19 protein-coding genes and 2 tRNA genes are annotated in these 23,880 nt (G+C 39.4%); 6 read left to right on the top strand and 15 right to left on the bottom strand.

Annotated features, from left to right (window positions below; all coding sequences use genetic code 11):
• Positions 1 to 2: 2 nt before the first annotated feature.
• From N8A89_RS03740 to porV, 8 genes are all read right to left on the bottom strand, one after another.
• A complete protein-coding gene (locus N8A89_RS03740; RefSeq protein WP_281543333.1) occupies positions 3 to 1,082 on the bottom strand; it encodes a mannose-1-phosphate guanylyltransferase in 1,080 nt (359 codons plus the stop codon).
• Positions 1,083 to 1,165: 83 nt separating this feature from the next.
• Positions 1,166 to 1,768 (bottom strand): SprT-like domain-containing protein, encoded by a 603-nt coding sequence (locus N8A89_RS03745; protein WP_289644950.1) that lies wholly within the window; start codon positions 1,766 to 1,768, stop codon positions 1,166 to 1,168.
• Position 1,769: 1 nt separating this feature from the next.
• Positions 1,770 to 2,450: an SDR family NAD(P)-dependent oxidoreductase gene (locus tag N8A89_RS03750; RefSeq protein WP_281541048.1), complete on the bottom strand. Its 681-nt coding sequence runs from the start codon at positions 2,448 to 2,450 to the stop codon at positions 1,770 to 1,772.
• Positions 2,450 to 3,493: a M28 family metallopeptidase gene (locus N8A89_RS03755; protein WP_281541049.1), complete on the bottom strand. Its 1,044-nt coding sequence runs from the start codon at positions 3,491 to 3,493 to the stop codon at positions 2,450 to 2,452. Before N8A89_RS03755 ends, N8A89_RS03750 begins: the two co-directional genes overlap by 1 nt.
• 80 nt (positions 3,494 to 3,573) lie before the next feature.
• Complete coding sequence (locus tag N8A89_RS03760) at positions 3,574 to 5,220, bottom strand: pyruvate dehydrogenase complex dihydrolipoamide acetyltransferase (protein ID WP_281541050.1); 1,647 nt, start codon at positions 5,218 to 5,220, stop codon at positions 3,574 to 3,576.
• Between the two features lie 3 nt (positions 5,221 to 5,223).
• Entirely contained in the window at positions 5,224 to 6,222 is a 999-nt protein-coding gene (gene pdhA, locus N8A89_RS03765) for a pyruvate dehydrogenase (acetyl-transferring) E1 component subunit alpha (RefSeq protein ID WP_289644951.1), read from the bottom strand.
• Positions 6,223 to 6,409: 187 nt separating this feature from the next.
• Positions 6,410 to 6,898 (bottom strand): cytidine deaminase, encoded by a 489-nt coding sequence (gene cdd, locus N8A89_RS03770; RefSeq protein WP_289644952.1) that lies wholly within the window; start codon positions 6,896 to 6,898, stop codon positions 6,410 to 6,412.
• Positions 6,899 to 7,016: 118 nt separating this feature from the next.
• Positions 7,017 to 8,162 (bottom strand): type IX secretion system outer membrane channel protein PorV, encoded by a 1,146-nt coding sequence (porV, locus tag N8A89_RS03775; RefSeq protein ID WP_281541051.1) that lies wholly within the window; start codon positions 8,160 to 8,162, stop codon positions 7,017 to 7,019.
• Between the two features lie 409 nt (positions 8,163 to 8,571).
• Here porV and gldJ point away from each other — a divergent pair, with 409 nt between their 5' ends.
• A complete protein-coding gene (gene gldJ / locus N8A89_RS03780) occupies positions 8,572 to 10,236 on the top strand; it encodes a gliding motility lipoprotein GldJ (protein WP_281541052.1) in 1,665 nt (554 codons plus the stop codon).
• A gap of 65 nt (positions 10,237 to 10,301) precedes the next feature.
• Positions 10,302 to 11,579 (top strand): UDP-N-acetylmuramoyl-tripeptide--D-alanyl-D-alanine ligase, encoded by a 1,278-nt coding sequence (locus tag N8A89_RS03785; protein WP_281541053.1) that lies wholly within the window; start codon positions 10,302 to 10,304, stop codon positions 11,577 to 11,579.
• 16 nt (positions 11,580 to 11,595) lie between these two features.
• Here N8A89_RS03785 and N8A89_RS03790 read toward each other — a convergent pair.
• Positions 11,596 to 11,670, bottom strand: a tRNA-Val gene (locus tag N8A89_RS03790).
• Positions 11,671 to 11,934: 264 nt separating this feature from the next.
• Here N8A89_RS03790 and N8A89_RS03795 point away from each other — a divergent pair.
• From N8A89_RS03795 to N8A89_RS03810, 4 genes are read left to right on the top strand one after another with little or no spacing between them, the layout of a single operon-like run.
• Positions 11,935 to 15,054: a DUF1553 domain-containing protein gene (locus N8A89_RS03795; protein WP_289644953.1), complete on the top strand. Its 3,120-nt coding sequence runs from the start codon at positions 11,935 to 11,937 to the stop codon at positions 15,052 to 15,054.
• Positions 15,055 to 15,065: 11 nt separating this feature from the next.
• Positions 15,066 to 16,529: a DUF1501 domain-containing protein gene (locus N8A89_RS03800; protein ID WP_281541056.1), complete on the top strand. Its 1,464-nt coding sequence runs from the start codon at positions 15,066 to 15,068 to the stop codon at positions 16,527 to 16,529.
• A gap of 14 nt (positions 16,530 to 16,543) precedes the next feature.
• Entirely contained in the window at positions 16,544 to 17,596 is a 1,053-nt protein-coding gene (locus N8A89_RS03805; RefSeq protein ID WP_289644954.1) for a 6-bladed beta-propeller, read from the top strand.
• A gap of 14 nt (positions 17,597 to 17,610) precedes the next feature.
• Entirely contained in the window at positions 17,611 to 18,978 is a 1,368-nt protein-coding gene (locus tag N8A89_RS03810) for a c-type cytochrome domain-containing protein (protein WP_289644955.1), read from the top strand.
• Positions 18,979 to 18,989: 11 nt separating this feature from the next.
• Here N8A89_RS03810 and N8A89_RS03815 read toward each other — a convergent pair whose 3' ends face one another.
• The 6 genes from N8A89_RS03815 to N8A89_RS03840 all read right to left on the bottom strand — a co-directional run bounded on the left by N8A89_RS03815 (position 18,990) and on the right by N8A89_RS03840 (position 23,849).
• Positions 18,990 to 20,324, bottom strand: a complete 1,335-nt coding sequence (locus tag N8A89_RS03815; RefSeq protein WP_281541060.1) for a Gfo/Idh/MocA family protein — start codon at positions 20,322 to 20,324, stop codon at positions 18,990 to 18,992.
• Positions 20,325 to 20,485: 161 nt separating this feature from the next.
• Positions 20,486 to 20,560 (bottom strand) — tRNA-Val (locus tag N8A89_RS03820).
• A 59-nt stretch (positions 20,561 to 20,619) separates the two neighbouring features.
• Positions 20,620 to 21,831 carry a bifunctional folylpolyglutamate synthase/dihydrofolate synthase gene (locus tag N8A89_RS03825; protein WP_281541061.1) on the bottom strand — a complete coding sequence of 404 codons (1,212 nt, stop codon included), beginning with the start codon at positions 21,829 to 21,831 and terminating at the stop codon, positions 20,620 to 20,622.
• Positions 21,828 to 22,772, bottom strand: coding sequence for an energy transducer TonB (locus N8A89_RS03830; RefSeq protein ID WP_289644956.1), 945 nt, complete (start codon positions 22,770 to 22,772; stop codon positions 21,828 to 21,830). Before N8A89_RS03830 ends, N8A89_RS03825 begins: the two co-directional genes overlap by 4 nt.
• The gene (locus tag N8A89_RS03835) at positions 22,773 to 23,159 is read right to left on the bottom strand and encodes an ExbD/TolR family protein (RefSeq protein WP_281541062.1); all 387 of its coding nucleotides are present in this window, start codon (positions 23,157 to 23,159) and stop codon (positions 22,773 to 22,775) included.
• Between the two features lie 9 nt (positions 23,160 to 23,168).
• The gene (locus tag N8A89_RS03840; protein WP_281541063.1) at positions 23,169 to 23,849 is read right to left on the bottom strand and encodes a MotA/TolQ/ExbB proton channel family protein; all 681 of its coding nucleotides are present in this window, start codon (positions 23,847 to 23,849) and stop codon (positions 23,169 to 23,171) included.
• Between the last annotated feature and the right edge of the window lie 31 nt (positions 23,850 to 23,880).

The raw sequence follows: 23,880 nt of genomic DNA on the forward strand, positions 1-23,880 counted from the left end.
GATTACGCATAATTATTACCAAAAGCATCCTTAACTTTTAAAAGTACTTTTTTAATATCCTGTTCTTTGGACTTTGGATAAATCAATAGCACCTCTTCCTTGTCGACTATAATATAATCCTTTAGCCCATCTACGACAACTATTTTATCTTTAGGCGACCTTATCATGTTTCCATGGGCATCCTCCGCAAGCACTTTGGCATTTACGATAGCATTCCCACTCTTATCCTTATCCAGCTTATCGAATAGCGAACCCCATGTACCTAAATCGTTCCAATCAAATGTAGCTTCTAAGACAAAAATTGACTTTGATTGTTCTAAGATTGCATAGTCTATGGAAATATTTTCTGCCTTGGGATATTGCTCCGCTATAAAACCGCTCTCGGCTTCATTATTATAGAACGACAGACCAGCTTTAAAGAGTTCGTATTGTTCTGGTTGATAATTTTTGAAAGCGTTTACAATAGTATTCACGCTCCACATAAAGATACCCGCATTCCATAGAAAATTTCCCTGAGCCAAAAAGTCCTTTGCAGTTTCGTAGTCCGGTTTTTCCCGAAATTGACTTACTTTTTTAATTTGATTTTCACTTGTTTTATCATATTCGATATAACCAAAACCGGTATTTGGAAAAGTTGGCTTAATTCCCAAAGTACAGAGCACTTCTTCCTTTGCACATTTTTCAAAACAGGCGGTTACATCATTAGCAAAAGCCTCTTCATCCTCTATCCAGTGATCACTAGGAGCAACAATCATTACCCCTTCTGGATTCATTTTTTGGATTTTCAAGGCCGCATATAGAATACATGGAGCGGTATTTCGCATGGCAGGCTCCAATACGACCTGTTCTTGTTTCACTTTTGGTAGCTGCTCCAAGACCAAATCGTTATAACGTTCATTGGTTAGAATCAGGATATTCTCTGTAGGCACAAATTTATTAAGACGCTTAAAGGTTTTTTGTATCAACGTATCCCCTGTTCCCAGCATATCGTGAAACTGTTTCGGGTATTCCGTTGTGCTAATGGGCCAAAACCGTGAACCGACCCCACCCGCCATTAAAACGGCATAATAATTCTTATTCATTCTATTCATGTATAAGTTTGAGTTTAACCTTGTTCATCCTTCCACTAAGCATTGGATTCCCGTATTGTAAAAACAAGTATAATTTAGTCAATAATTAATTCTACTTCTGCGTTGGGTTGAAATAAATAGGTTCTGCCCGTATGTACCTCAACACACTCGTACCGCTTTATCTTTTTGTTTCCTTTTTTAAAAAGCTTCCCATTATAGATTCGAAATGTGCTCCCATAAGGTAACTCAAATACATACGTTTTATTTAATTCTTGTTCGTCAAATCTTTTTAGAGCTATGGACAAATTCGCATCCGTGCTACTACTAGCCTTAGGATTTCTAAAATGCCTCGCTAAAAGCGGTAATAATTTTGATGGGAAAATCTCGGGACGGATAAATGGCAACATTAGATATTGAAAAGTTCTTTTCCATTCCAATCCATGCGGCTTAATCCGTCTGCCATACTTTTCAAAAGCTACCAGATGTGCAATTTCATGGACAAGTGTAATCAAAAACCGGTATTTATTAAGCGTGGCGTTCACTGTTATCTGATGTTGGCCGTTGGACAATCTTCTGTAGTCCCCATGCCTTGTCACACGCTCATTCACTATTTTTAAATGTACCTTATTTTCCTTTATAAGGTCAAAACATAACTGAACAGCTCTTTCCGGCAAATATTTATGGAGCGTATCCTGCATATCATGGAGTACTGCTGGATACTTGCAATAATTTGCCGTTGTATAATTTATTCCCCGTAAGCGAAAATTCTTTTATATAGGTGGCCATTTCCAAAGCGGTAATTGGAGCTTGGTAGTTAGGGAAAGCTTCTTCCAGCATCTCGGTTTGTACGGCACCCAAGGCCAAAACGTTGAATGAGGGCCCACTTTCCTTAAATTCCTCCGCCCAGAGTTCAGTCATGGTAATAACTGCTCCTTTACTAGAACTATAAGCAGCAAGTCCTGGGAATTTCATACTCCCTTGAACACCGCCCATAGAACTGATGGTGACCACGTGACCAGCCTTCGGCATTTTTGGTAAAATTGCTTTGGTCATTAAAGCAACTCCAAAAACATTTACCTTATAAACAGCTTCAAATTCCTCCATGGTAGTCTCCAAAAAAGGTTTGTTCAGCAATATGCCCGCATTGTTGATTAAGATATCTACCTGATTCCAATTGACCTTTACGAAGGAATGGACTTTTTCAATTTCGGAAGGAACTGATAAATCCATGGAAATAGTACTTACGGTATCAATACGCAAGGCATCTATAGGTCTGATATTTCGGGATAGTGCCAACACGTTGTGCCCATCCCCTGCGAACAGACGCACCAATTCTAGGCCTATTCCCCTACTCGCACCCGTTACTATGACATTAGCCATTAATTATATTTTATTTCCTTATTATTTGCATTTACTATTCCGGTCACCATGGGTATTAACTTGTTGGCTACATTGGCCATATGTGTAAAATCCATTTCAGAGTTCTCGTCCCCTGCTTTGTGATAGTAACCGTAGTTAGTAAAGTCAAATGTACTATAAGTTTGCGAGGGGACTCTAAATGCCTCATGAAACGGATAATTGTCCGAACGTTTAAAAAGGTTGAATTCCTTTGCTTTGGGCAAAAATCCAACCAATTGCTCACCTGCATATTTATTACTAATCTCTGCCAAATTGGATAGCTTAAAACCCGTGAGATACAAAAGATGATTTTTATCAACCATTGGAACACCGACCATTTCAAAGTTGAGCGTAGTGTAAAGGTCCAAATCCTTGTCGCTAAGTTTAGAAGCTAAATGTTTAGAGCCCATTAGACCCTTTTCTTCTGCACTGAACAACGCAAAAATAATACTCCTTTTGTTGTTCTTATTTTTTCCAAAATAACGAGCAAGCTCCAATACCATGGCGGTTCCGGAAGCATTGTCATTTGCCCCGTTTGCGATAGCATCACCATTATCTGGACTAACCATTCCTATATGATCATAGTGCGCCCCTAAAATCACATACTCATCTTTTAAACGGGTGTCCGAACCTTGGATATAACCAACAACATTGAAGGCAGTTTTATCGAAATTTCTTAGAGTGTCTCGGTACGATTCGAAATAGGGAGCTATTCCGTTATCCACAAATACCTGTTTAATGAAATCCGCAGCTTTTTCTATTTCTTCGCTTCCCGAATCCCTTCCTTTCATTTCATCCGAAGCTAAAAACTGCATTATAGCCTTAATATCTTCGGGAGATGTAAACTGTGTATTGGCTTTGTTTGTGGTAACATCATTTCCAGTGACTTCTTCTGGTGCAGTTGCAATCCTACCCTTTACCCCTTGAGGACCGTTGTTAGGATTTAAGGTGGTTTGCTGCTGAATTTTTGCTGTACCACACCCTATTAGGGCCAGTATTTGCAGCAAAACTATTATTCTTTTCATAGAGATTCGTTAGTTTTTCTAAAGATAAAAAAAGCATCCCTGAAAAGGGATGCCATTAGATTGTAATTTAAAATACCAAGTTATGCCAACATGGTAACCGGATTTTCCACAAAATAACGTAAAGTCTGTAAAAACTGAGCTCCTACGGCACCATCCACTGTTCTGTGATCACAGGCGAGTGTAAGTTTCATAGTACTACCCACTACTATTTCACCGTTCTTTACCACAGGTTTTTCTACAATGGCACCAACAGATAAAATCGCAGAATTAGGTTGGTTAATGATGGAGGTGAACTCTAAAATCCCAAACATTCCCAAATTCGATACTGTGAATGTACTTCCTTCCATCTCGGAAGGAGCAATCTTCTTATTCCTAGCTTTCCCAGCTAAATCCTTAACCGCAGCACCTATTTGGGTTAGACCCAACTGATCTGCAAATTTAACGACGGGAACTACAAGGCCTTCGTCCACAGCAACGGCAACTCCCATATGAATATGTTTATTATATCTTGTAGTATCACCATTCCAAGATGTATTAACTTGGGGATGTTTTTTTAATGCCATGGCACAAGCCTTTAATACCATATCGTTGAAAGATACCTTAGTGTCTGGCAAACTATTGATTTGAGCCCGCGATTCTTTTGCATTGTCCATATCAACCTCAATAGTCAAGTAAAAATGGGGTGCTGTGAATTTAGAATTTCCGAGAGCCTTTGCTATGGCCTTTCTCATGTTGGAATTCTTCACTTCTTCACTACCTTCTTCACCTACAGGCAAGCTAATAGGAAGTGCAGATGGCGCAGAACTCTCTACTTTGGCAGTAGCGGTTGCATCAGCTTTTGACGGCTGATAATTCTCAATATCCTTTTTGATGATTCTTCCGTTATCCCCAGATCCTGTAACATCCGACAAGTCTATGCCTTTGTCTTCAGCAATCTTTTTAGCGAGTGGCGATGCAAAAATACGCTCACCATCACTAACGGATTTTGTCTCCTTCTTCGAGGAAGTATCTGTTTTAGATTCAGATTTTTCTTCTTTCTTTTCACTCTCCGAAGTAGCCTTCTTTCCGCTAGATGATTTAGCATTTAATACAGCATCGACATCCGTTCCTTCTGGTCCAATTACGGCCAAGACCGCATCAACTGGAGATGATTCTCCTTCTTGTATTCCTATGTGCAATAAGGTTCCCGAATAGAACGATTCAAACTCCATTGTAGCCTTATCCGTTTCTATTTCCGCAAGAATATCACCCTCCTCAACGGTATCCCCTACCTGCTTTAACCAAGTTGCAACGGTACCCTCTTCCATGGTATCACTCAAACGAGGCATTTTAATAATCTCTACCCCTTCTGGAATTTCGGCCGAAGTTTGGTTGCCGGCGTCAGCTGTTTCCTCCTTTCTTTCGTTATCCTCTTCTGTTGCTTCTTTTTCAGATTCTTTCTCCTCCTCCGTGTTTTCACTTCCGTTTATAAGTCCAGAAATGTCTTCTCCTTCTTCCCCAATAATGGCTAAAAGTGAGTCCACCGGTGCGGTTTCACCTTCCGGAATTCCTATATGAAGCAGCGTTCCTTCGTTAAAGGACTCAAATTCCATAGTAGCCTTATCCGTCTCTATTTCCGCTAGAATATCACCTTCTTCAATTTTATCTCCCACTTTTTTTAACCATGCGGCAACCGTACCTTCTTCCATGGTATCACTTAAACGGGGCATATTTACAACTGTAGCCATGTATTATAATTTATGTTGCACAAAGGGAAAATCTTCTTGTTCGTAAACCATATCGTACAATTGATTTACTGGCGGATAGTCCGACTCTTCTGCAAATTTTTCACATTCCGAAACCAAAGCCTTGACCCTTTTATCAATTTTTTTTATTTCCTCGTCTGTGGCATATTTATTCTCCTTGATAATATCTAAAACCTGTGTAATTGGATCTATCTTCTTATATTCCTCCACCTCATCTTTAGTTCTATAGTGTTGTGCATCTGACATAGAGTGCCCCCTGTAACGATAAGTCTTCATTTCTAGGAAAGTTGGTCCACCGCCACTTCGTGCCCTGTCAATAGCTTTGCTCATTTCTTGCGCTACCGTAACGGGATTCATTCCATCCACGGGACCACAAGGCATTTCATAGCCCAAACCAAGTTTCCAGATTTCTGTAGAGAAAGAGGTTCTAGCTACAGAAGTTCCCATAGCATAGCCATTATTTTCACAGATGAAAACTACAGGTAATTGCCATAACATGGCCAAATTAAAAGTTTCGTGAAGTGAACCTTGCCTTACCGCACCGTCTCCCATATAACAGAGGGTTACCGCATCACTTCCATGATACTTATCCCCAAATGCCATACCGGCACCTAAGGGTATCTGACCACCAACTATCCCATGACCACCATGAAATCTATGTTCTTTGGAAAATATGTGCATTGAACCTCCCATACCTTTAGAGGTTCCTGTAACCTTACCGTAAAGTTCCGCCATTACCCGCTTTGGATCAACTCCCATCCCAATGGGCTGGACATGGTTCCTATACGCAGTAATCATTCTATCCTTGGTCAAGTCCATTGCATGAAGTGCACCCGCTAAAACTGCCTCTTGACCGTTGTATAAGTGAAGAAAACCTCGGACTTTCTGCTGAATATAAACTGCGGCCAGTTTATCTTCAAACTTTCTCCAAAATAGCATATCCTCATACCATTTCAAATAAGTTTCTTTGGTAATTTTTTCCATTTATTTTGTTTAATTATTGTAAATCCTGTTGGACTTGAAAAAAGGTAGCACTTTTTTGCATCACAAGAGAACAAAAATACACATATAAATGAATCGATAAAAAAAATAGAAACAAAAGGGAGGAAGAATTTAGAAGCGTAACACTAAAGTCCACTATCGTTTAATTTACAAGAACCCTTAACCTATGTTATTTTAGAAAAGTACTATTAAATCCTAACGGGAGTATATCGGCAATGGAGTTGCACTGAATAATGTCACCAACTTCTCCCATCAGCAGTAATTTAATAGGCTTTTTTTGTTTAAACTCATATTCCGAAATGGATTGCCGACAATTTCCGCAAGGCGCTGCCGGAGAATCGACTTTGTGATTGGCAGAAGCTGCGGATATTGCAATAGTTTTAATTTGTACCCCAGGGAATTTTGCCCCTGCATAAAATATAGCGACCCTTTCTGCGCACAAGCCAGATGGGTAGGATGCATTTTCCTGATTGTTCCCGGTAACTATTTCACCATTCTCCAGGAGAACAGCCGCACCAACCTTGAAATCCGAATAGGGCGCATAGGCATTTTCCCTCACTGCAACAGCTCTGTTGAGCAGTTCCGCTTCCGTACTTTCCAGTTCCTTAAGATCATTGAAAACCGTAATTTCAAAAGTGATTTTTTTCTTTACCGCCATTTATTTAAGAAATTATTTTCGATACATATTCCCATACTTGTGTTTACAAGATAGGTAACTTTTAAAACATAAAAACCCGCTTTGAAGCGGGTTTTATATACGTGTTAAATATGTTTTGTTAATCATTGATAAACTCTTCACCTAAATTAAATGTAAGTGAAAAACGAAGCGTATTCTCCAATGGGTTCCTTACTTGCGATGTTGAAAACAAGTAGGATAAATCTATTTGTGCAGCTTTAAATTTAAAGCCCGCTCCAAGTGCAAAAAACTTTCTGGAACCTTTCTCCTCGCTTTCATTAAAATAGCCGGTTCTTAACATAAATGCGTTCTGATAGGAATATTCAGCTCCAAGGGCCCAGGTGAATTCCTTCAGTTCTTCACTGAATCCGTCAGGGGCGTCGCCAAATGAGCCAAAAATACCACTAAAGCCACTTTCATTTTGGTAGATATCGTTATCCTCGGAATCAATATCGCCGTCCCCATCAAAATCCTGGGGCGTAGGAACTAATAATTTGCTGAATTCTGAAGTAAGCCCGATAACATTGTCCTGGTCTAGAATAAAATCAAATCCGAGACCAAATCTTAAATTGCTCGGCAAAAAGTTTTCTTGTCCACCTTCATCATATTGAATTTTTCCGCCAATATTGGAAATATTGAATCCCGCTCTCCAGCGTCCATCAAAATTGTCATAGGCCACCTCCCTTGATCGGTAGTACCCGGCTACATCAACGGCAAACGAACTAGCTGCTTGAGAGTCCGTGCTTGCATCTTGAAATTTCAAATTTGAACTAATAAACCTACCGGCTACGGCCATGGAAAAAGTTGGACTCAATTTTAAGGAGTACGATCCGTCTAAGGCAAACTCGTTTGGTTTTACCAGCGTTCCTATATCAGAAGCAGTTTGTCGTAACTCTATTTCACCTAAAGTAAAATAACGTAGACTAACGGCAAAAGCACTGTTCTCGTTTATTTTGTTGTAATAATTTCCGCTTAAGAGTCCTATGTCAGCAATGACACTTTCCAAATAAGGAGTGTAACTTAGACCTATGCCCATTTTGCGCTCCGCAAAGGCAAATTTGGCCGGGTTCCACTGCTGGGAAAATGCATCGGCGGATGTTGCGACGCCCATATCGCCCATACCCGCCGCACGAGCGTCGGCAGCAATAGTCAAGAATGGAACTGCAGTAGTAATAACGCGTTGCTCATCCTGAGCGCCTAACTTAACCACGGCACACAGCACAGAAAGAATCAATAATTTTTTCATTATGTGTAAGATTGGATTTAGGAAAATATCAACCATATTGTACTTGTAAACGCCCTTTTAAGGATTATCTTATGTTAAGATGAAGATATTTTTAGATTTTTCTATCTCCATAAGTCCTTATATAAACGAGCACATATCAATTTTGGATAGAAATACAACAAATAACGCGCCTCTTCAAAAAAAGTAAATCCTATACCATACTATAATGGTTTTTGTGGCGTTATGACTGATAGTGATACCTTTTTCAGGTAGTTAAAAGTGATGAACATTAAATTTATTTTAACGGATAAAATAATCTATTGAAAACATCGTTCTAATCACCGGAAAGTGTAAAAAAATATAAATCCAATTCTTATAGCTATTAAATAAGAAGATAGTTGTTTACAAAGATTGAACTCAAGTCCTAATTATGAAAAAACAGTTTATTAAAGTTGTACTCTCATTAACCGTTATAGCGGGAGGTTTCACAGTTACCAGCTGTAAGAAATCTTCATCTTCAAAGAACGTTTCCAGAGCTACAGGTTGGAAAATAAATGCGAAGGAAGGTGGCTTTCAATACAATACTGATTTTAAGGAACAGGAGACTGCACCTGGATTGGTATTCGTAGAAGGTGGAACATTCACCAAAGGAAAAGTACAGGATGATGTAATGCATGATTGGAACAATACTCCAACCTCACAGCACGTGCAGTCTTTCTACATGGATGAGACCGAGGTAACTAATGTCATGTACCTCGAATATTTGGACTATTTAAAAAGCGTCTATCCCCCAGAAAATCCAAAGTATACAAACATTTACAAAGGTGCTTTGCCTGACACTTTGGTTTGGAGGAATAGATTGGGCTTCAACGAGACCATGACCAACAACTATCTTAGACATCCTGCCTATGCGGAATATCCTGTAGTTGGTGTTAACTGGATACAAGCTACCCAATTTGCTGAATGGAGAACGGATAGGGTTAACGAAGTTATGTTGGAACGTGAGGGGTATCTTTCCGAAGATGCAAAGTATCAAGCTGCTACCGGAGAAGTTTCAGGTACCTTTAGTACAGAAGCTTACTTAAACAGGCCAGAATCCGTTTACAATGGTCAGATAGATTCGCTTCAAGGCAAAAAGAAAAAGGATAGTGTATCTACTTTTGCAAAAAGAAGTAGCGGCGTTATTATGCCAGAATATAGACTTCCAACTGAAACCGAATGGGAATATGCCGCTCAGGCCCAAGTCGGACAAAGGGAGTACAATAATTATAGGGGTAGAAAAAAATATCCATGGGAAGGTGATTATACAAGAAACGGACAAAGGGTTGGTAGAGGCGACCAATTAGCCAACTTTAAGCAAGGTAAAGGTGATTATGGCGGAATAGCTGGTTGGTCTGATGACGGCGCCGATATTACAGCAGAAGTAATGTCATATAAGCCAAATGACCTAGGGCTGTACGATATGGCTGGAAATGTAGCCGAGTGGGTTGCGGATGTATACAGACCTATAGTTGATGATGAGGTAAGTGATTTTAATTACTACAGGGGTAATATATATATGAAAACTGCTATCGGTGAAGATGGTAAAGTAAATATCCTTAGAGATTCCATCATTTATGATACACTACCAAACGGAAAGGTAGTTGCCGTAAACTTGCCTGGCGAGATTAAAATGGTCCCTGTGGACGAAGAAGAAACTTATTTAAGAACAAATTTCTCATCCAGTGACAATAGAGGTTATAGGGATGGTGATCCAGGTTCTTCAAGATTCTTTGACCGTTTTAGCGATGAAGATGATGAGAATCAACGTAAAATGTACAATTCTCCGAAACACAAAGTAGAAAGAGATTCAGCAGGTACATTGTCCAGACAATATGATCAGTCCAACAACAGAACTACTCTAATAAACGACGAAGTACGTGTTTACAAAGGAGGTTCTTGGAGAGATAGAGCTTACTGGCTAGATCCAGCACAAAGAAGATATATGCCACAGTATATGGCTACGGATTACATCGGTTTTAGATGTGCGATGTCTAGAGTTGGTTCGAAATCTAAGACTAAAAACAAAACCGTAAGAGGAAAGAAGGCTAAATAATTTTTTCCCTTAACAGATATTAAAAAAGCCCTTTTCATAAAGGGCTTTTTTTTATCTTCGATTTTATGGAGATTGATAGGCTACACAAAATTTTTCTTGATTACCCATCGGTTAGTACCGATACAAGAAAAATAAAAGAAGGTGATATTTTTTTCGCGTTGAAAGGCGATAATTTTAACGGGAACGAGTATGCCAAACAGGCATTAGAAAAAGGAGCGAGTTACGTAGTTCTTGATGAGAAAAAATATGTAATAAACGAACGTACACTACTGACAGACGATGTATTAGAAACGCTACAAAAATTGGCCAATTATCATCGAAAGCAATGTGCCGCTAAGGTAATAAGTCTTACCGGAAGTAACGGAAAAACCACGACCAAAGAACTCATTAATGTCGTTCTATCCAGAAAATATAAAACCGTTGCAACTAAGGGAAACCTGAACAATCACATAGGAGTACCGCTTACGCTATTATCTGTAAAAGAGGTTACAGAAATTGCTATTGTAGAGATGGGGGCCAATCATCAAAAAGAAATTGAATTTTTATGCAAAATTGCTGAACCTGATTTTGGTTATATAACAAATTTTGGTAAAGCCCATTTAGAAGGTTTTGGTGGTGTAGAAGGTGTAATAAAAGGCAAGTGTGAACTATATAATTATCTAATGCCCCTTAATAAAAGTATTTTCTTGAATGCAGATGATCCTATTCAACGGGAGAAGTTAGCAGGTTACGTTAAGAAATATGGCTACAGCACACATGATTCCAAATTTTACAAAATAAAACTTTTAAAAACCGACCCTTATCTGGAAATTGAATTTGAAAATTTATCGGTTAAAACCAAACTGATAGGGGCGTATAATTTCCCAAATTGTTGTGCCGCCATTCTCATCGGCAAGTATTTCAATGTTGAACTAGAAGCTATTAAAGGGGCAATTGAAAATTATGAATCAGATAACAATCGTTCACAGGTAATAAATAAAAACGGGCATAAAATAATATTGGATGCCTATAATGCCAACCCAACGAGTATGCAAGCGGCTTTGGAAAGTTTTAAAGACTTAGATGCACAAGCTCCAATTCTGTTTTTAGGAGATATGTTCGAGCTTGGTGAAAGTGCCGCTCAAGAACATCAGTACATAGCGGAACTTGCGGCCAACCTTGGATTTTCGGATGTAGTGTTAATAGGTAAAAACTTTTACGGAACTAAAAGCAAATTTCAAAAATTTGAGTCTTTCGATGATGCTAAGAAACATATACAAGAATTTAAACTTCCACAAGAATCTACCTTATTTATAAAAGGTTCTCGCGGAATGGCTCTGGAACGAATATTGGAGCTCATTTAGTACAGAGAAAATACTGTGGGACATACTGGATTCGAACCAGTGACCTCTGCCCTGTCAAGGCAGCGCTCTAAACCAACTGAGCTAATATCCCTTTTCGGGGGCTAAGGTAAAACTTAATTATTTATCACGAAAAAGAAACCTCCGTCAAAATACAGTAGTTGCTTACCTTACACTATAATTAAATCCAAATACCAATCCTTTCATTTAAAAGAAACGAATTACAATAGTTTTCAAAAAAAATGTAAATTTAGGGTACAACCTAATTTTCTTAATCCATGAATTTCAGGCATTTTGGATTCTTCCTAATAAGTCTCTTTTTTTTAGTTGCCAATATAATGTTCCGGACGAATTGGAAATGGCCTATAACGACTTACCGGATGTTATTGATTTTAACTTTCATGTTAAGCCAATATTATCGGACCGTTGTTATACTTGCCATGGACCTGATGCTAATTCAAGAAAAGCAGGATTACGACTCGATATTGAAGAAAATGCTTTTGCTACCCTAGAAAGCAGAAATACCGCCTTCGTGAAAGGGAGTCCGGGCAGTAGTGAAAGTATCCGTAGGATACTAAGCAGTGACCCAGAGGTCCAAATGCCTCCCCCAGAATCTAATTTATCACTTTCTAAAACGGAAAAGGCAATCCTTATTAAATGGATTGAACAAGGTGCAAATTGGAAAAAGCATTGGGCATTTCTTCAATTGGAAAAACCAAATATCCCTAAGGTTGAAAATGACTCATGGCCGCATCATAATGAAATCGATCAATTTATACAGGATAAACTTCAACAGACCGATTTAGAACCATCGCAAGAGGCGGACAAAGAAAGGTTGTTACGCAGGGTTACCATGGACCTTACGGGATTACCACCTACGATAAATGAAATTGACGCATTTATTTCAGATGATAATGTGGATGCCTATGAAAAGTTAGTGGACCGCCTTTTAAGTACGGATGCAAATGCCGAACGATTGGCCTTGGATTGGATGGATCTATCACGATACGCGGATTCACATGGGTTACATGCAGATGGAGCCCGATTAATGTGGCCTTGGCGAGATTGGGTCATTGAGGCTTTTAAAAATAATATGCCGTATGACCAATTCGTCACTTGGCAACTCGCAGGAGATCTTTTGCCAAATTCTTCCAAAGAGCAGAAATTAGCTACTGCATTCAACAGAAACCACCCTATGACTGCAGAGGGTGGAGCAATAGAAGAAGAGTTTAGGTTAAACTATGTTTTTGACCGTACAGAAACTGTCGGCACCGCATTTCTAGGCCTAACCGTTGCATGCGCAAAATGTCATGACCACAAATTTGACCCTATTTCACAAGAGGATTATTTTAAAATGACAGCCTTCTTTAATAATATAAAAGAATTAGGCATGACCGGGGATGATGGCAATTATGGGCCTATGCTGGCGCTTCCGGATAAAGACACCGAAAAAAAACTGAAAAACTTGGAGGAAATTATTAATAAAAAAGAGGGTAAACTTCTTTTAACTCAAAAAGAACTTTCAAATTTAGATACCTATATTAAAAATCTACCTCCAAATTTTAAAGAAAAGCAACTATTAGATTACTATCCATTAGACAATCTTACCAAGAACAGCAAAGGCCATGTTGCGGATAACAATAGAAATGCGACTACCAGAGAAGCTCCTGAGCTTGTTCCAGGGGTTAAGGACAGGGCCTTTGAGTTTGATGGAGAATATGATGACCTCAACCTTCATAATATTCCAAATTTTGAATGGACCGATGCTTTTTCCATAAGTCTTTGGATGAATACCACGAAAAGGGAAGCCGGAAAAACACAGACCCTGATAGGTACTTCTGGGGATAAAAATAATTTTTGGAGAGGATGGGACCTTTATTTGGACAGTCTAAATCATCTCAATGCTAGGCTTATTCATTCACTACCTCATAACTACATTCATGTACGATCCAAGGATTCCATAAAAATCAATGAATGGAAACATGTTGCTTTTACTTACAACGGTTCGTCAAAGGCAAAAGATATCAAGTTATATATTGATGGTGAGTTGGCAGCAGTGGAAATCGGTTTTGATAATTTATACAAAAGCATTAAGACAATAAGAAGTGGTAACCATTCAGCTTTTGACGCCCCGGTCAGGGTAGCAAAAAGTTATAGAGGTTTTACGGGAGAAAATGGAAATTTTTTAGGAAAGATTGATGAAATCAGAATTTATCAGAGGACCTTATCCCCTCAAGAGATAAAAAGGCTAGGAATTTTAGACGATAGTAATGAGAATTTACCTGTAGACAAATCATTTTGGGTACAACAATCCAATGAAATTAAAGACCTACAAGAAGAACTTAAACATTTAAGGGGGCAATGGCTAAAGACCATGAATCCAGTTATGGAAGTAATGGTCATGGAAGAAATGCCGCACAAAAGAAAGGCATTCCTATACAATAGAGGTGATTATGAACAGCCTTCTTATGAAGTCAAGGCGAATACTCCGTCTATACTTCCGGAATTCTCTCCTGAATTTCCAAAAAATAGATTGGGCTTATCCGAATGGCTTTTTTCAAAAGAGAATCCTCTGACCGCTAGAGTGACTGTAAATAGGTATTGGCAGTTATTGTTCGGAAAGGGATTGGTGGATACACCTACAGATTTTGGAGTCCAGGGTTCCCTTCCAACACACCCAGAACTATTGGATTGGCTCGCGAGTTCTTTCAGGGATAGCAACTGGAATGTAAGAGCGTTACTCAAAACAATGGTAATGTCACACACCTATAAACAGTCTTCTGTTGTACCTGAGGAACTCAAACAGAAGGATCCAGGCAATAATTATCTCGCAAGGAGTAACTCGTACAGGTTACCTGCAGAAATGATACGGGACAACGCCTTGGCCGCAAGTGGCCTGTTGGTTCCTATTGTAGGAGGCAAAAGCGTTAAACCATATCAACCAGCCGATTTATGGATAGAGAAAACTAGTTTTTCCCACGAATTATTGAGATATAAGGAATCTAAAGGAGATAGTTTGTATCGCAGGAGTCTATATACCTTCATACGTAGAACACAACCACATCCCGCGATGATAGCATTTGATTCTCCCTCAAGGGAAGTATGTACCATAAACAGAGAAAATACGAATACACCTTTACAAGCCTTAGTGTTATTAAACGACAAACAGTTTGTGGAAGCTTCAAAAATTCTCGCTGAACGAGCACAGAAAGAAGGAGGTGATACCTTAGAAGATCAGATTGCCTTTGCGTTTAGATTAGCACTAACCCGCAAACCAAAAAAGTCAGAATTAGGCTTGCTTCTAGAACTTTTTGAACATCAAGAGAGGAGGTTTGGAGATAACCCCAGCGAAGTTTCGGAACTGTTGTCAGTAGGAGAAAAACTGGTCGATAATTCCTTAGATAAAACAAAAACAGCGGCCATGACCATCGTTGCTAATACCCTGTTAAACCATGATGAGGCCTATACCAAAAGATAAAACTAACAGCAATGTGCGATAATCACAACAAAAATTATACCCGTAGGGATTTTCTAACCAAAACCACACTGGGTATGGGTGCGTTGTCACTCGGTGCAATGATAGATCCAACGAGTATTTTTGGGAATGCTCCTAAGGGAATACCGACGGATTTTGGAACGGGCGGTGTTTTAGGGCAACCCCATTTTGCGCCAAAAGCCAAGAGAATAATCTATTTGTTCCAGAGTGGCGCCCCGTCTCAATTGGATTTGTTCGATTATAAACCCCTTCTGAACAAGATGCAGGGTCAAGATTTACCGGAAAGCGTTCATGGAGGTCAGCGTTTAACAGGAATGACTTCGGGGCAGGCTTCCCTTCCTCTAGCGGGCACGTTGTCCAAATTCAATCAGTATGGTGATAGCGGAGCCTGGATGACCAATTTAATGCCGTATACCTCCAAAATCGTTGATGAGCTTTGTTTCATAAAATCGATGTACACTGAAGCTATCAACCACGATCCGGCTATTACCTTTATTCAAACCGGTTCTCAATTACCGGGAAGACCATCAATGGGTTCTTGGTTGAGCTATGGTTTGGGAACGGACAACAAAAATCTTCCGGAATTTGTGGTACTAGTTACTAAGGGCAAAACCGGTGGACAACCACTATATTCAAGATTGTGGGGAAATGGTTTCCTTCCTTCTCAACACCAAGGGGTTCAATTCAGAGCTGGAAAAGATCCCGTTTTATATTTGACTAATCCTCCTGGAGTAGATGCTAAAGGAAGAAGAGAGCAATTAGATTATCTTCAAAAATTAGAGCAATTAAATCATAACGATATAGGTGATCCTGAGATATTGGCTAGAATGGCCCAATACGAAATGGCATTTAGAATGCAAACCTCTGTGCCCGAAATTATGGATACGGCCGATGAGCCTGATTACATTTATGACATGTACGGAGAGGATAGCAAAATACCGGGCACATTTGCCGCCAACGCTTTGTTAGCAAGAAGATTAGCGGAACGTGACGTCAAATTCATCCAACTCTATCATCAAGGTTGGGACCAGCACGGGAATCTGCCTAATGCCCTAAACAGACAATGTAAGGATACAGATCAGGCAACGGCTGCCCTTATTAAAGATTTAAAACAGCGAGGTATGCTGGAAGATACTTTAGTAATCTGGGGTGGTGAATTTGGAAGGACCAATTACTCTCAGGGGCAATTGACCGCAACAAATTTTGGAAGGGATCATCACGGTAAGTGTTTTACAATTTTTATGGCCGGAGCAGGTATCAAAGGTGGGGTGACTCTAGGAGCAACAGACGATTTTGGTTTTAATATAACACAGCGTCCTGTCCATGTTCACGATTTTCAGGCTACAGTAATGCATTTATTAGGTATAGACCATGAAAGACTAACTTTTAAATTTCAAGGAAGAAGGTACCGTCTTACGGATGTTCATGGAGAGGTGGTTAAAGAAATCTTAGCCTAGATAAACATCAAATTATGAAAAAGACAAGAAGGCATTTTATTAAAAATACACTGGTAGCTTCCGCAGCCGGATTTATTTTACCCAGTGAAACTTTTGGAATTATAAATCCAACTAAAAATATGAGTTCAATAGTAGGCCATGGGAATTTCACCTATAACGTTGATAAGGAATGGGGCGTTCAGGACCCTTCAAAAACACCTGTTAACGATTGCCATGAAATGGTGATGGACAGCAATGGTCATATCTTAATGACCACCACGGGTACCAACAATGACAATATTTTGGTTTATGATAAGTCCGGTAAAGTTTTGAAATCTTGGGGGCAAGAATTTCCAGGGGCACACGGGCTGTCCATAATGGGAGAAGGTAAAGATCAATTTCTCTTTATAACTGACCCTGATTCTCATAAAGTCTGGAAAACCACTTTGGACGGTAAAATACTTATGACCTTGTCCCGACCCAAAGAAATAGATGGTTATACCGAAGACGAGCAATTTAAACCTACCGAAACGGCAATCTTGCCAAATGGGGAATTTTATGTGGCGGACGGATATGGGGAGAACTACATCATACATTATAATGCCAATGGTGAATACATGAATCACTTTGGAGGGACTGGCAACAAATCCAATGAATTTAATTGCTGTCATGGTATTACTTTAGATACAAGGGATAAATCTAACCCAACGCTTTTAATCACATCTAGGGCAAGTCAAGAGTTCAAAAGATTCTCTTTGAATGGACAGCATTTGGAAACTGTTCCATTGCCCGGATGCTCCATTTGTAGGCCCGTGATTCATGGTGATAATCTTTATTTTGCAGTAATCGTTACTAAAACTTGGGATTCTTGGGATGGCATGCTGGCCGTTCTTGATACCGACAACAAAGTTGTTTCTTTGCCAGGGGGTGATGCTCCCCAGTATCTCAATGGCGTTTTGCAAGAACCTATATATGATGGAAAAACCTTTAGAAATCCCCATGACGTCCTTATTGATAACGATGGTAATCTATATGTACCACAGTGGGCGTCGGGCAAAACATACCCTATCAAACTCAATAGGATCTAAACCAATTTGGAAAAATGATTCTATTTTTAGCCTTTGATTTTACCAATTTTATTGGTCGCTTCCATCCTATTTTAGTCCATCTACCCATAGGTTTCCTCTTGCTGGCCATTTTTATGGAATGGTATGAGAGAATAGTGAAAAGAAAACAACTAAGTTTTTTAATTTCCTTTGCATGGCTACTAAGCGGTATTGGTGGGGCTCTTGCGGCTTTATGCGGCTGGTGGTTGGGTGAGACTGGTCTATACCTTGAGAACGATTTGTTTTGGCATCGTTGGTTGGGGATTTTAATTGTTCTGTTATCCTTTGGAGGGTGGCTACTTAAAAAGAAACCCACAGAATATTCCGGTGTTTTTCACTACGTCTTTAACGTTTTGGTTTTGAGCTTAATCCTGTTTGAAGGTCACTTAGGTGGTAATTTAACTCATGGGCAAGACTATCTATTGCAGTATGCCCCTAGGTCCATTAAGAATATATTTCAAAAAGAAGACACCCTTCAACGCATTGATTTAATTGGCAAGGATTCTATTTTGGTCTACCATGACCTGATTGAACCAAGCTTTGCGAAAAAATGCTTTGCCTGTCATAATGCGGAAGTTAAAAGGGGCGGCCTAAACATGGAACATCCGGATTCTCTCATGGTAGGGGGCGAGAGCGGGCCAGTGCTTGTTTCTGGAAATACACTAGAAAGCGAAATTTTCAAAAGAATTACCTTATCCCAAAAAAATACAAAGTTTATGCCCCCAGTAGGGGAATCCATGACTTATTCCGAAATACAACTTCTTGATTGGTGGATAAACAATGGGGCTGATTTTGCGATAAGCCTTAAGGATGCAAAACTTGATGAATCCGTTAAATCTCTTTTATTAAGAACATATGGTATAGATACAACACCCAAACCATGGTACGAAACCGTAAAAATTGAGCCGGCAGATAGTTCTATAATAAAGGATGTATCCAGTATGGGCTTTGTTATCAAAAGGCTTGGCTTTACGAATAATTTATTGGACGTTAAATTTGAGGGAAAAGATTTAAGTGATGAAAAACTTCAATCATTATCGGAAATTTCTGAACATGTCACCTGGCTATCTTTTGCTAAAAGCAATATATCCGACAGGGGACTAAAATATGTAGCTGAATTCAAAAATCTGACAAGACTACAACTAGAACGAACCGATATTTCCGATGAAGGAATCGAGCCGCTATCCGTACTTGAACATCTGGAGACCATCAATCTATATGAGACTAGTGTTTCTGAAAAATGTCTCGGGTATTTAACCCAGATACCAAGTCTTAAACGCGTTTACTTGTGGAGAACAAATCTGAACATAGAAAAAACTGGCTTGTTCAATGAAGAACATCCTCATTTAGAAATCATCTTTTAATTATGCCCAAGTTATAAAGCGTAATTTCTGTTTTTTCTTTTGCGAAGCTTATTCGCCTCAGAATTACCTTTGAACTTTTCCTTTTTAGGATCCCAGTTCAGGGTTGTTCCTAATTCATAAGCTATATTAGCGACATTACAAATAGTTGCTGATCTATGACCTGTTTCAACATCACATATCGGACTTGTCCTCGTTTTTATCGCAGATAACCAATTTTCATAATGATTTCCCTGATTCTTGAAGAGTTCCGTGGAATTTCCTCCATTGGGCATTAAAATATTTATTGGAGTTGTTTCCAGAAAACTTCGGCTAACGTCCATAGTTCCTTCAGAACCAATAAACCTTACCGCCCATCCCCTTCCAAAATCTTCGTGTACCATTTCAATGCCATTCTCATAATATATTTTCAGGCCTCTAACAAAATTTTTATCATTGGGCGGAATATAGGTAGTAGGTCCGGTCCGGTCCATACCCAAACACCACTGGACAATATCGAACATATGGGCGCCCCAATCCGAAAGAATGCCACCACCAGTCTCTTTAAAATCTCTCCAAGCGGGATATTTATCCACAACTTCAGGGGCAATAGTATGGTGATATGTTAGTAACGGTGCTGGGCCACACCAAAGATTCCAATCAATTCCTTTTGGTATTTCTTCTTTAGGAAGATTATAAGCTATTGCAGGATCACCAACATTCACGAATACCCTGGAAATCTCACCTAGCTTACCAGATGCAACGATTTCTTTCGCCTTTGCAAACTTTTCCCAAGAACGTTGCATACTCCCCACCTGTAGGACTTTGTCATTCCTGATCGTAGCATCGACCATTGCCCTTCCCTCCTTAATAGTATTGGTCATTGGTTTTTCACAATAGACGTCCTTACCATTATTCATGGCGTCTATTGATTGTAAAGCGTGCCAGTGATCTGGTGTAGCAATTACAACCGCATCAATATTTTTTTGCTCTAGTAGTTCTTCATAATTTAAAAAAGTTGTTATGCCCTCAAATTTAGTTTTGTTGCGTTTTTCAGCATATAAGTTTTGTACAATACTTTTGAAAGCTTCCATCTTAGGAATCCATACATCACTGCCGGCCACTATTTGAGCCTGGGAATTGGTCATAAATTTATTTGCCAAAATACCTCCTTGTTTTCCAAGACCTATAAAGCCAAGACCTATCTTATCACTCGGAGGCACAAAGCCTTTACCCAAAACATGTCTAGGAACTATAGAGAAAAGTCCTAAAGCCATTGTTGTTTTGGTTATGAAATCTCTTCTTGAGAAATTTGCTGGACCTGATTTTTTCCTGGTACCATCTTTAGTCTCCGCACTGGTATCTTTCATTTTTTAATAATAAATTACCTCATGAAGTTAGGGATTTATTCGGAAACTATTATTGCCAAACTCAATGAAAAATAAAGATAAAATATTGGCCCTTAGGCGGTTTAATTAAGGAGCTAAAAAATAAAAATCCACATCATAAGATGTGGATTTTTTCATTTATGTGGGCCCTACTGGATTCGAACCAGTGACCCCCTGCTTGTAAGGCAGGTGCTCTGAACCAACTGAGCTAAGAGCCCTAAAAGGGATGCAAATATAGAATAGTTTTATTTAGTCCAAAAGAAAAAATGACAAAAAATTAGACGACCTCTGCCACTACAAAATTACTGCCGCCGATAAAAATCAAATCCTCTTCTTCAGCAGAACATTTAGCCGCCTGGTATGCCTTATTTACACTAGAATAGCTTTTACCATTTAAACCAATTAAATTCGCTTCCTTCAACAATATATTTTCATCCAAACCCCTAGGAAGATTGGGTTTACAAAAATAATAATGTGCTTTTCTAGGAAAAAGTGGGAGGATGGTATCTAGCTTTTTATCCTTTACAAAACCCAGAACAATATGTAGTTCTCCATAAACTTCATTTTTCAATTGTTCCAGCACCAATGTTAAACCTTCTCGATTATGTGCCGTATCACAGATAATCTTAGGCGATTCAGCCAAAACTTGCCAGCGTCCCTGAAGCCCAGTATTGTGTACAACATTCAAAAGGCCTTCTTTTATATGGGAACTCGAGATTTCAAATCCCGAAAGCAATCCAATTACAGCAAGAACTCCGGTTATATTCTTTCGCTGATAACTTCCCAGAAGGGATGTTTCAAAATGTTCGTTAATTGCAGTATCGGCAAAAACTAAGGAAGATTTATTTTTATTTGCGATTGCCTCAAATACTGTTTTAATCTCATCCTGTGTCTCACTAATGACCACAGGAATCCCAGGTTTTATTATCCCCGCTTTCTCCATTGCAATTTCAGGTAAGGTAGTACCCAACATATCCATATGGTCAAATCCTATGTTAGTAATCAAACACACCTCTGGTGTAATGATGTTTGTAGAGTCCAACCGCCCTCCTAAACCTACTTCAATGATTGCAATATCTACATCTTTAGCAGCGAAATAACTGAATGCCATGCCAACCGTCATTTCAAAAAAAGACAACTTATGCAAGTTCAAAAAGGTTTGGTGTTCAGCTATAAAATCAACTACAAATTGTTTATCGGCCTTTTTACCATTTATGCGAATACGCTCCCTAAAATCTTTTAGATGCGGGGATGTATATAATCCAACCTTATAACCGGCCTCCTGCAGAATTGAGGCAAGCATGTGGCTACTAGAACCTTTTCCGTTGGTTCCGGCAACATGAATGCTTCTAAAGCTATTTTGAGGATTCTTTAGATGTTCGGCGAATTTAATGATGCCATCCAATTTGGCATGATACGCGGAATTACCTTTGAGTTGGTACATAGGAAGTTGGGCAAACATCCATTTCAAGGTCTCCTTATAGGTCACTCTCCCAATTTAAAATTCACGACCACAAAACCGGTCTGTTCGCTTGGTGCTTTGGAATCTAAATTCCATTTATGCATAAACGCAGTTTTCCTGGCAGGTTCCAGTAAACATGGGTTATTATTAGTGGTCCCCCGCACTCCCGGCGTTGCACTTATGACTTTACCGTTTCGATCAACAACAATTTTTACCACTACTCTACCGGACTCATTACATTCTTGGGGAACTTTTCCCTTATTCACTAGAGACCTACCGTTTAAGCCGTATCCTCCAGTTCCACTTCCAGAACCTGGACTACCGTAATAGCTTGTGGCATAAGGATCTCCGTCTGGTTGTCCTTTATCTCCGGCCTTGTCATCATCTCCTTCACTGCCAGAAGCCGTTCCATCGGATTTATTCAACCCCCCCATCATTTCATCCAGCTTTTTCTTTTTGGCCGCTTGCTCCCTTATGGCCTGTTCTTCAGCATCTTTTTTCTGCTGTGCTATTTTGGCCGCCTTGGCCTTTTCTGCCTTTAAGGCGTCTTCTTTTCGCTTCTGAGCTTCTTTTGCAGCATCCTCGTCGCGTTTTTTAGCCTCAGTTGCCTGTTTAATTTTTAAAGCCTCTTCGCTCTCCTTCGTCAATAGCTTTTCAGATGGAGCTTCTTTAGCCACAGATTCTTCTGGAACTTCTTCAATTTCTTCCTCTTCAACAACTTCCTCTTGGACTTCTTGTTTAACGGGCTCCACGGGTGGAGTATCCAAAGGTTCGGAAATAATCTTTTCTTTTGGCTGTACTTGACCACTACCGAAATCGGTAGTTCCAAAATTAACCGAAATACCATTTTCTATGGGTGGATCCATATAAGTGAGACCAATGTAAAATAGCAGCAACAACAAAACACTTAACAGCAACGTGGTAAGTGTAAATGATTTTTTCTTGTGTCTCGTATCTAAAAATGCCATCTAATTGGGCCGCACCGCCAAAATGACCTTATAATTATTCCTGTTGGCAATATCCATAACGTTAACCGCTTCTTTAATGGCTACGCTTTCCTCTGCCCTTAGGATAATAGTAGGTTTTTCTTGACCTTCAAGTGCTTTTTTTAATTCAATTTCAATGTATTCTCCGTTAATTCTCTCGTTATTCACAAAATACTGTAAGTTCTTGTCTATACTAACCGATACGTTCTGTGTATTCGTTGACTTACCTTTTGCTTTAGGCAATAACAAATCCAATGCATTAGGTGAATTGGCCGTCAACATGAAAAATATCAATAATAGGAAAACGATATCCGTCATGGAAGACATACTAAAGTCTGGACTTACCTTATTTCTTCCTTTTAATTTCATGGCGAAATATTAAAGTGGTTCATTCAATAAATCCAAGAATTCTACGGCATTGGCTTCCATTTTGTGTACCACCTTATCCGTTCTGTTTACAAGATGGTTATAGCCCATATAAGCTATGATACCTACAATTAATCCTGCAACGGTCGTAGTCATCGCCGTATAAATACCGGATGCTAACGAACCCATTTCTGCTTGACCGCCACTACTGGCCATTTCGTGAAAAGCTAAAATCATACCAATTACGGTACCAAGGAAACCGATCATAGGGGCGGCACCCGCCACTGTAGCTAAGACACTCACGTTCTTCTCCAATTTATAAACCTCTAACGTCCCCGCATTTTCAATGGCTGTGTTGATGTCATCCAGGGGCTTTCCTATTCGAGAAATTCCCTTTTCAGTAAGCCTCGCCACTGGGGAATCTGTTTGTGCACATAAAATTTTTGCTGCTTCCAGTTTTCCCGTAGTCACATGGTCCCGAATCTGATTCATGAAGTTCTTGTCGATTTTGGAGGCCGCATTCACGGCTAAAAGTCGCTCAAAATAAATATAAAGGGCTACACCAAGCATCAAAAAAAGCACAGTGATAATCACCACACTTCCTGTCCCCCCATTGAAGACCAAATCCATTACGGAAAGGGTTTTTTCCTCGGAAAGCATTTCTTCCGTAGCAGAATCCTGAAATAATAACATAATGTTCTTGATTATCAAATTTGCCTTAATA

Source organism: Maribacter aestuarii (genome assembly GCF_027474845.2).
Lineage (GTDB): Bacteria > Bacteroidota > Bacteroidia > Flavobacteriales > Flavobacteriaceae > Maribacter > Maribacter aestuarii.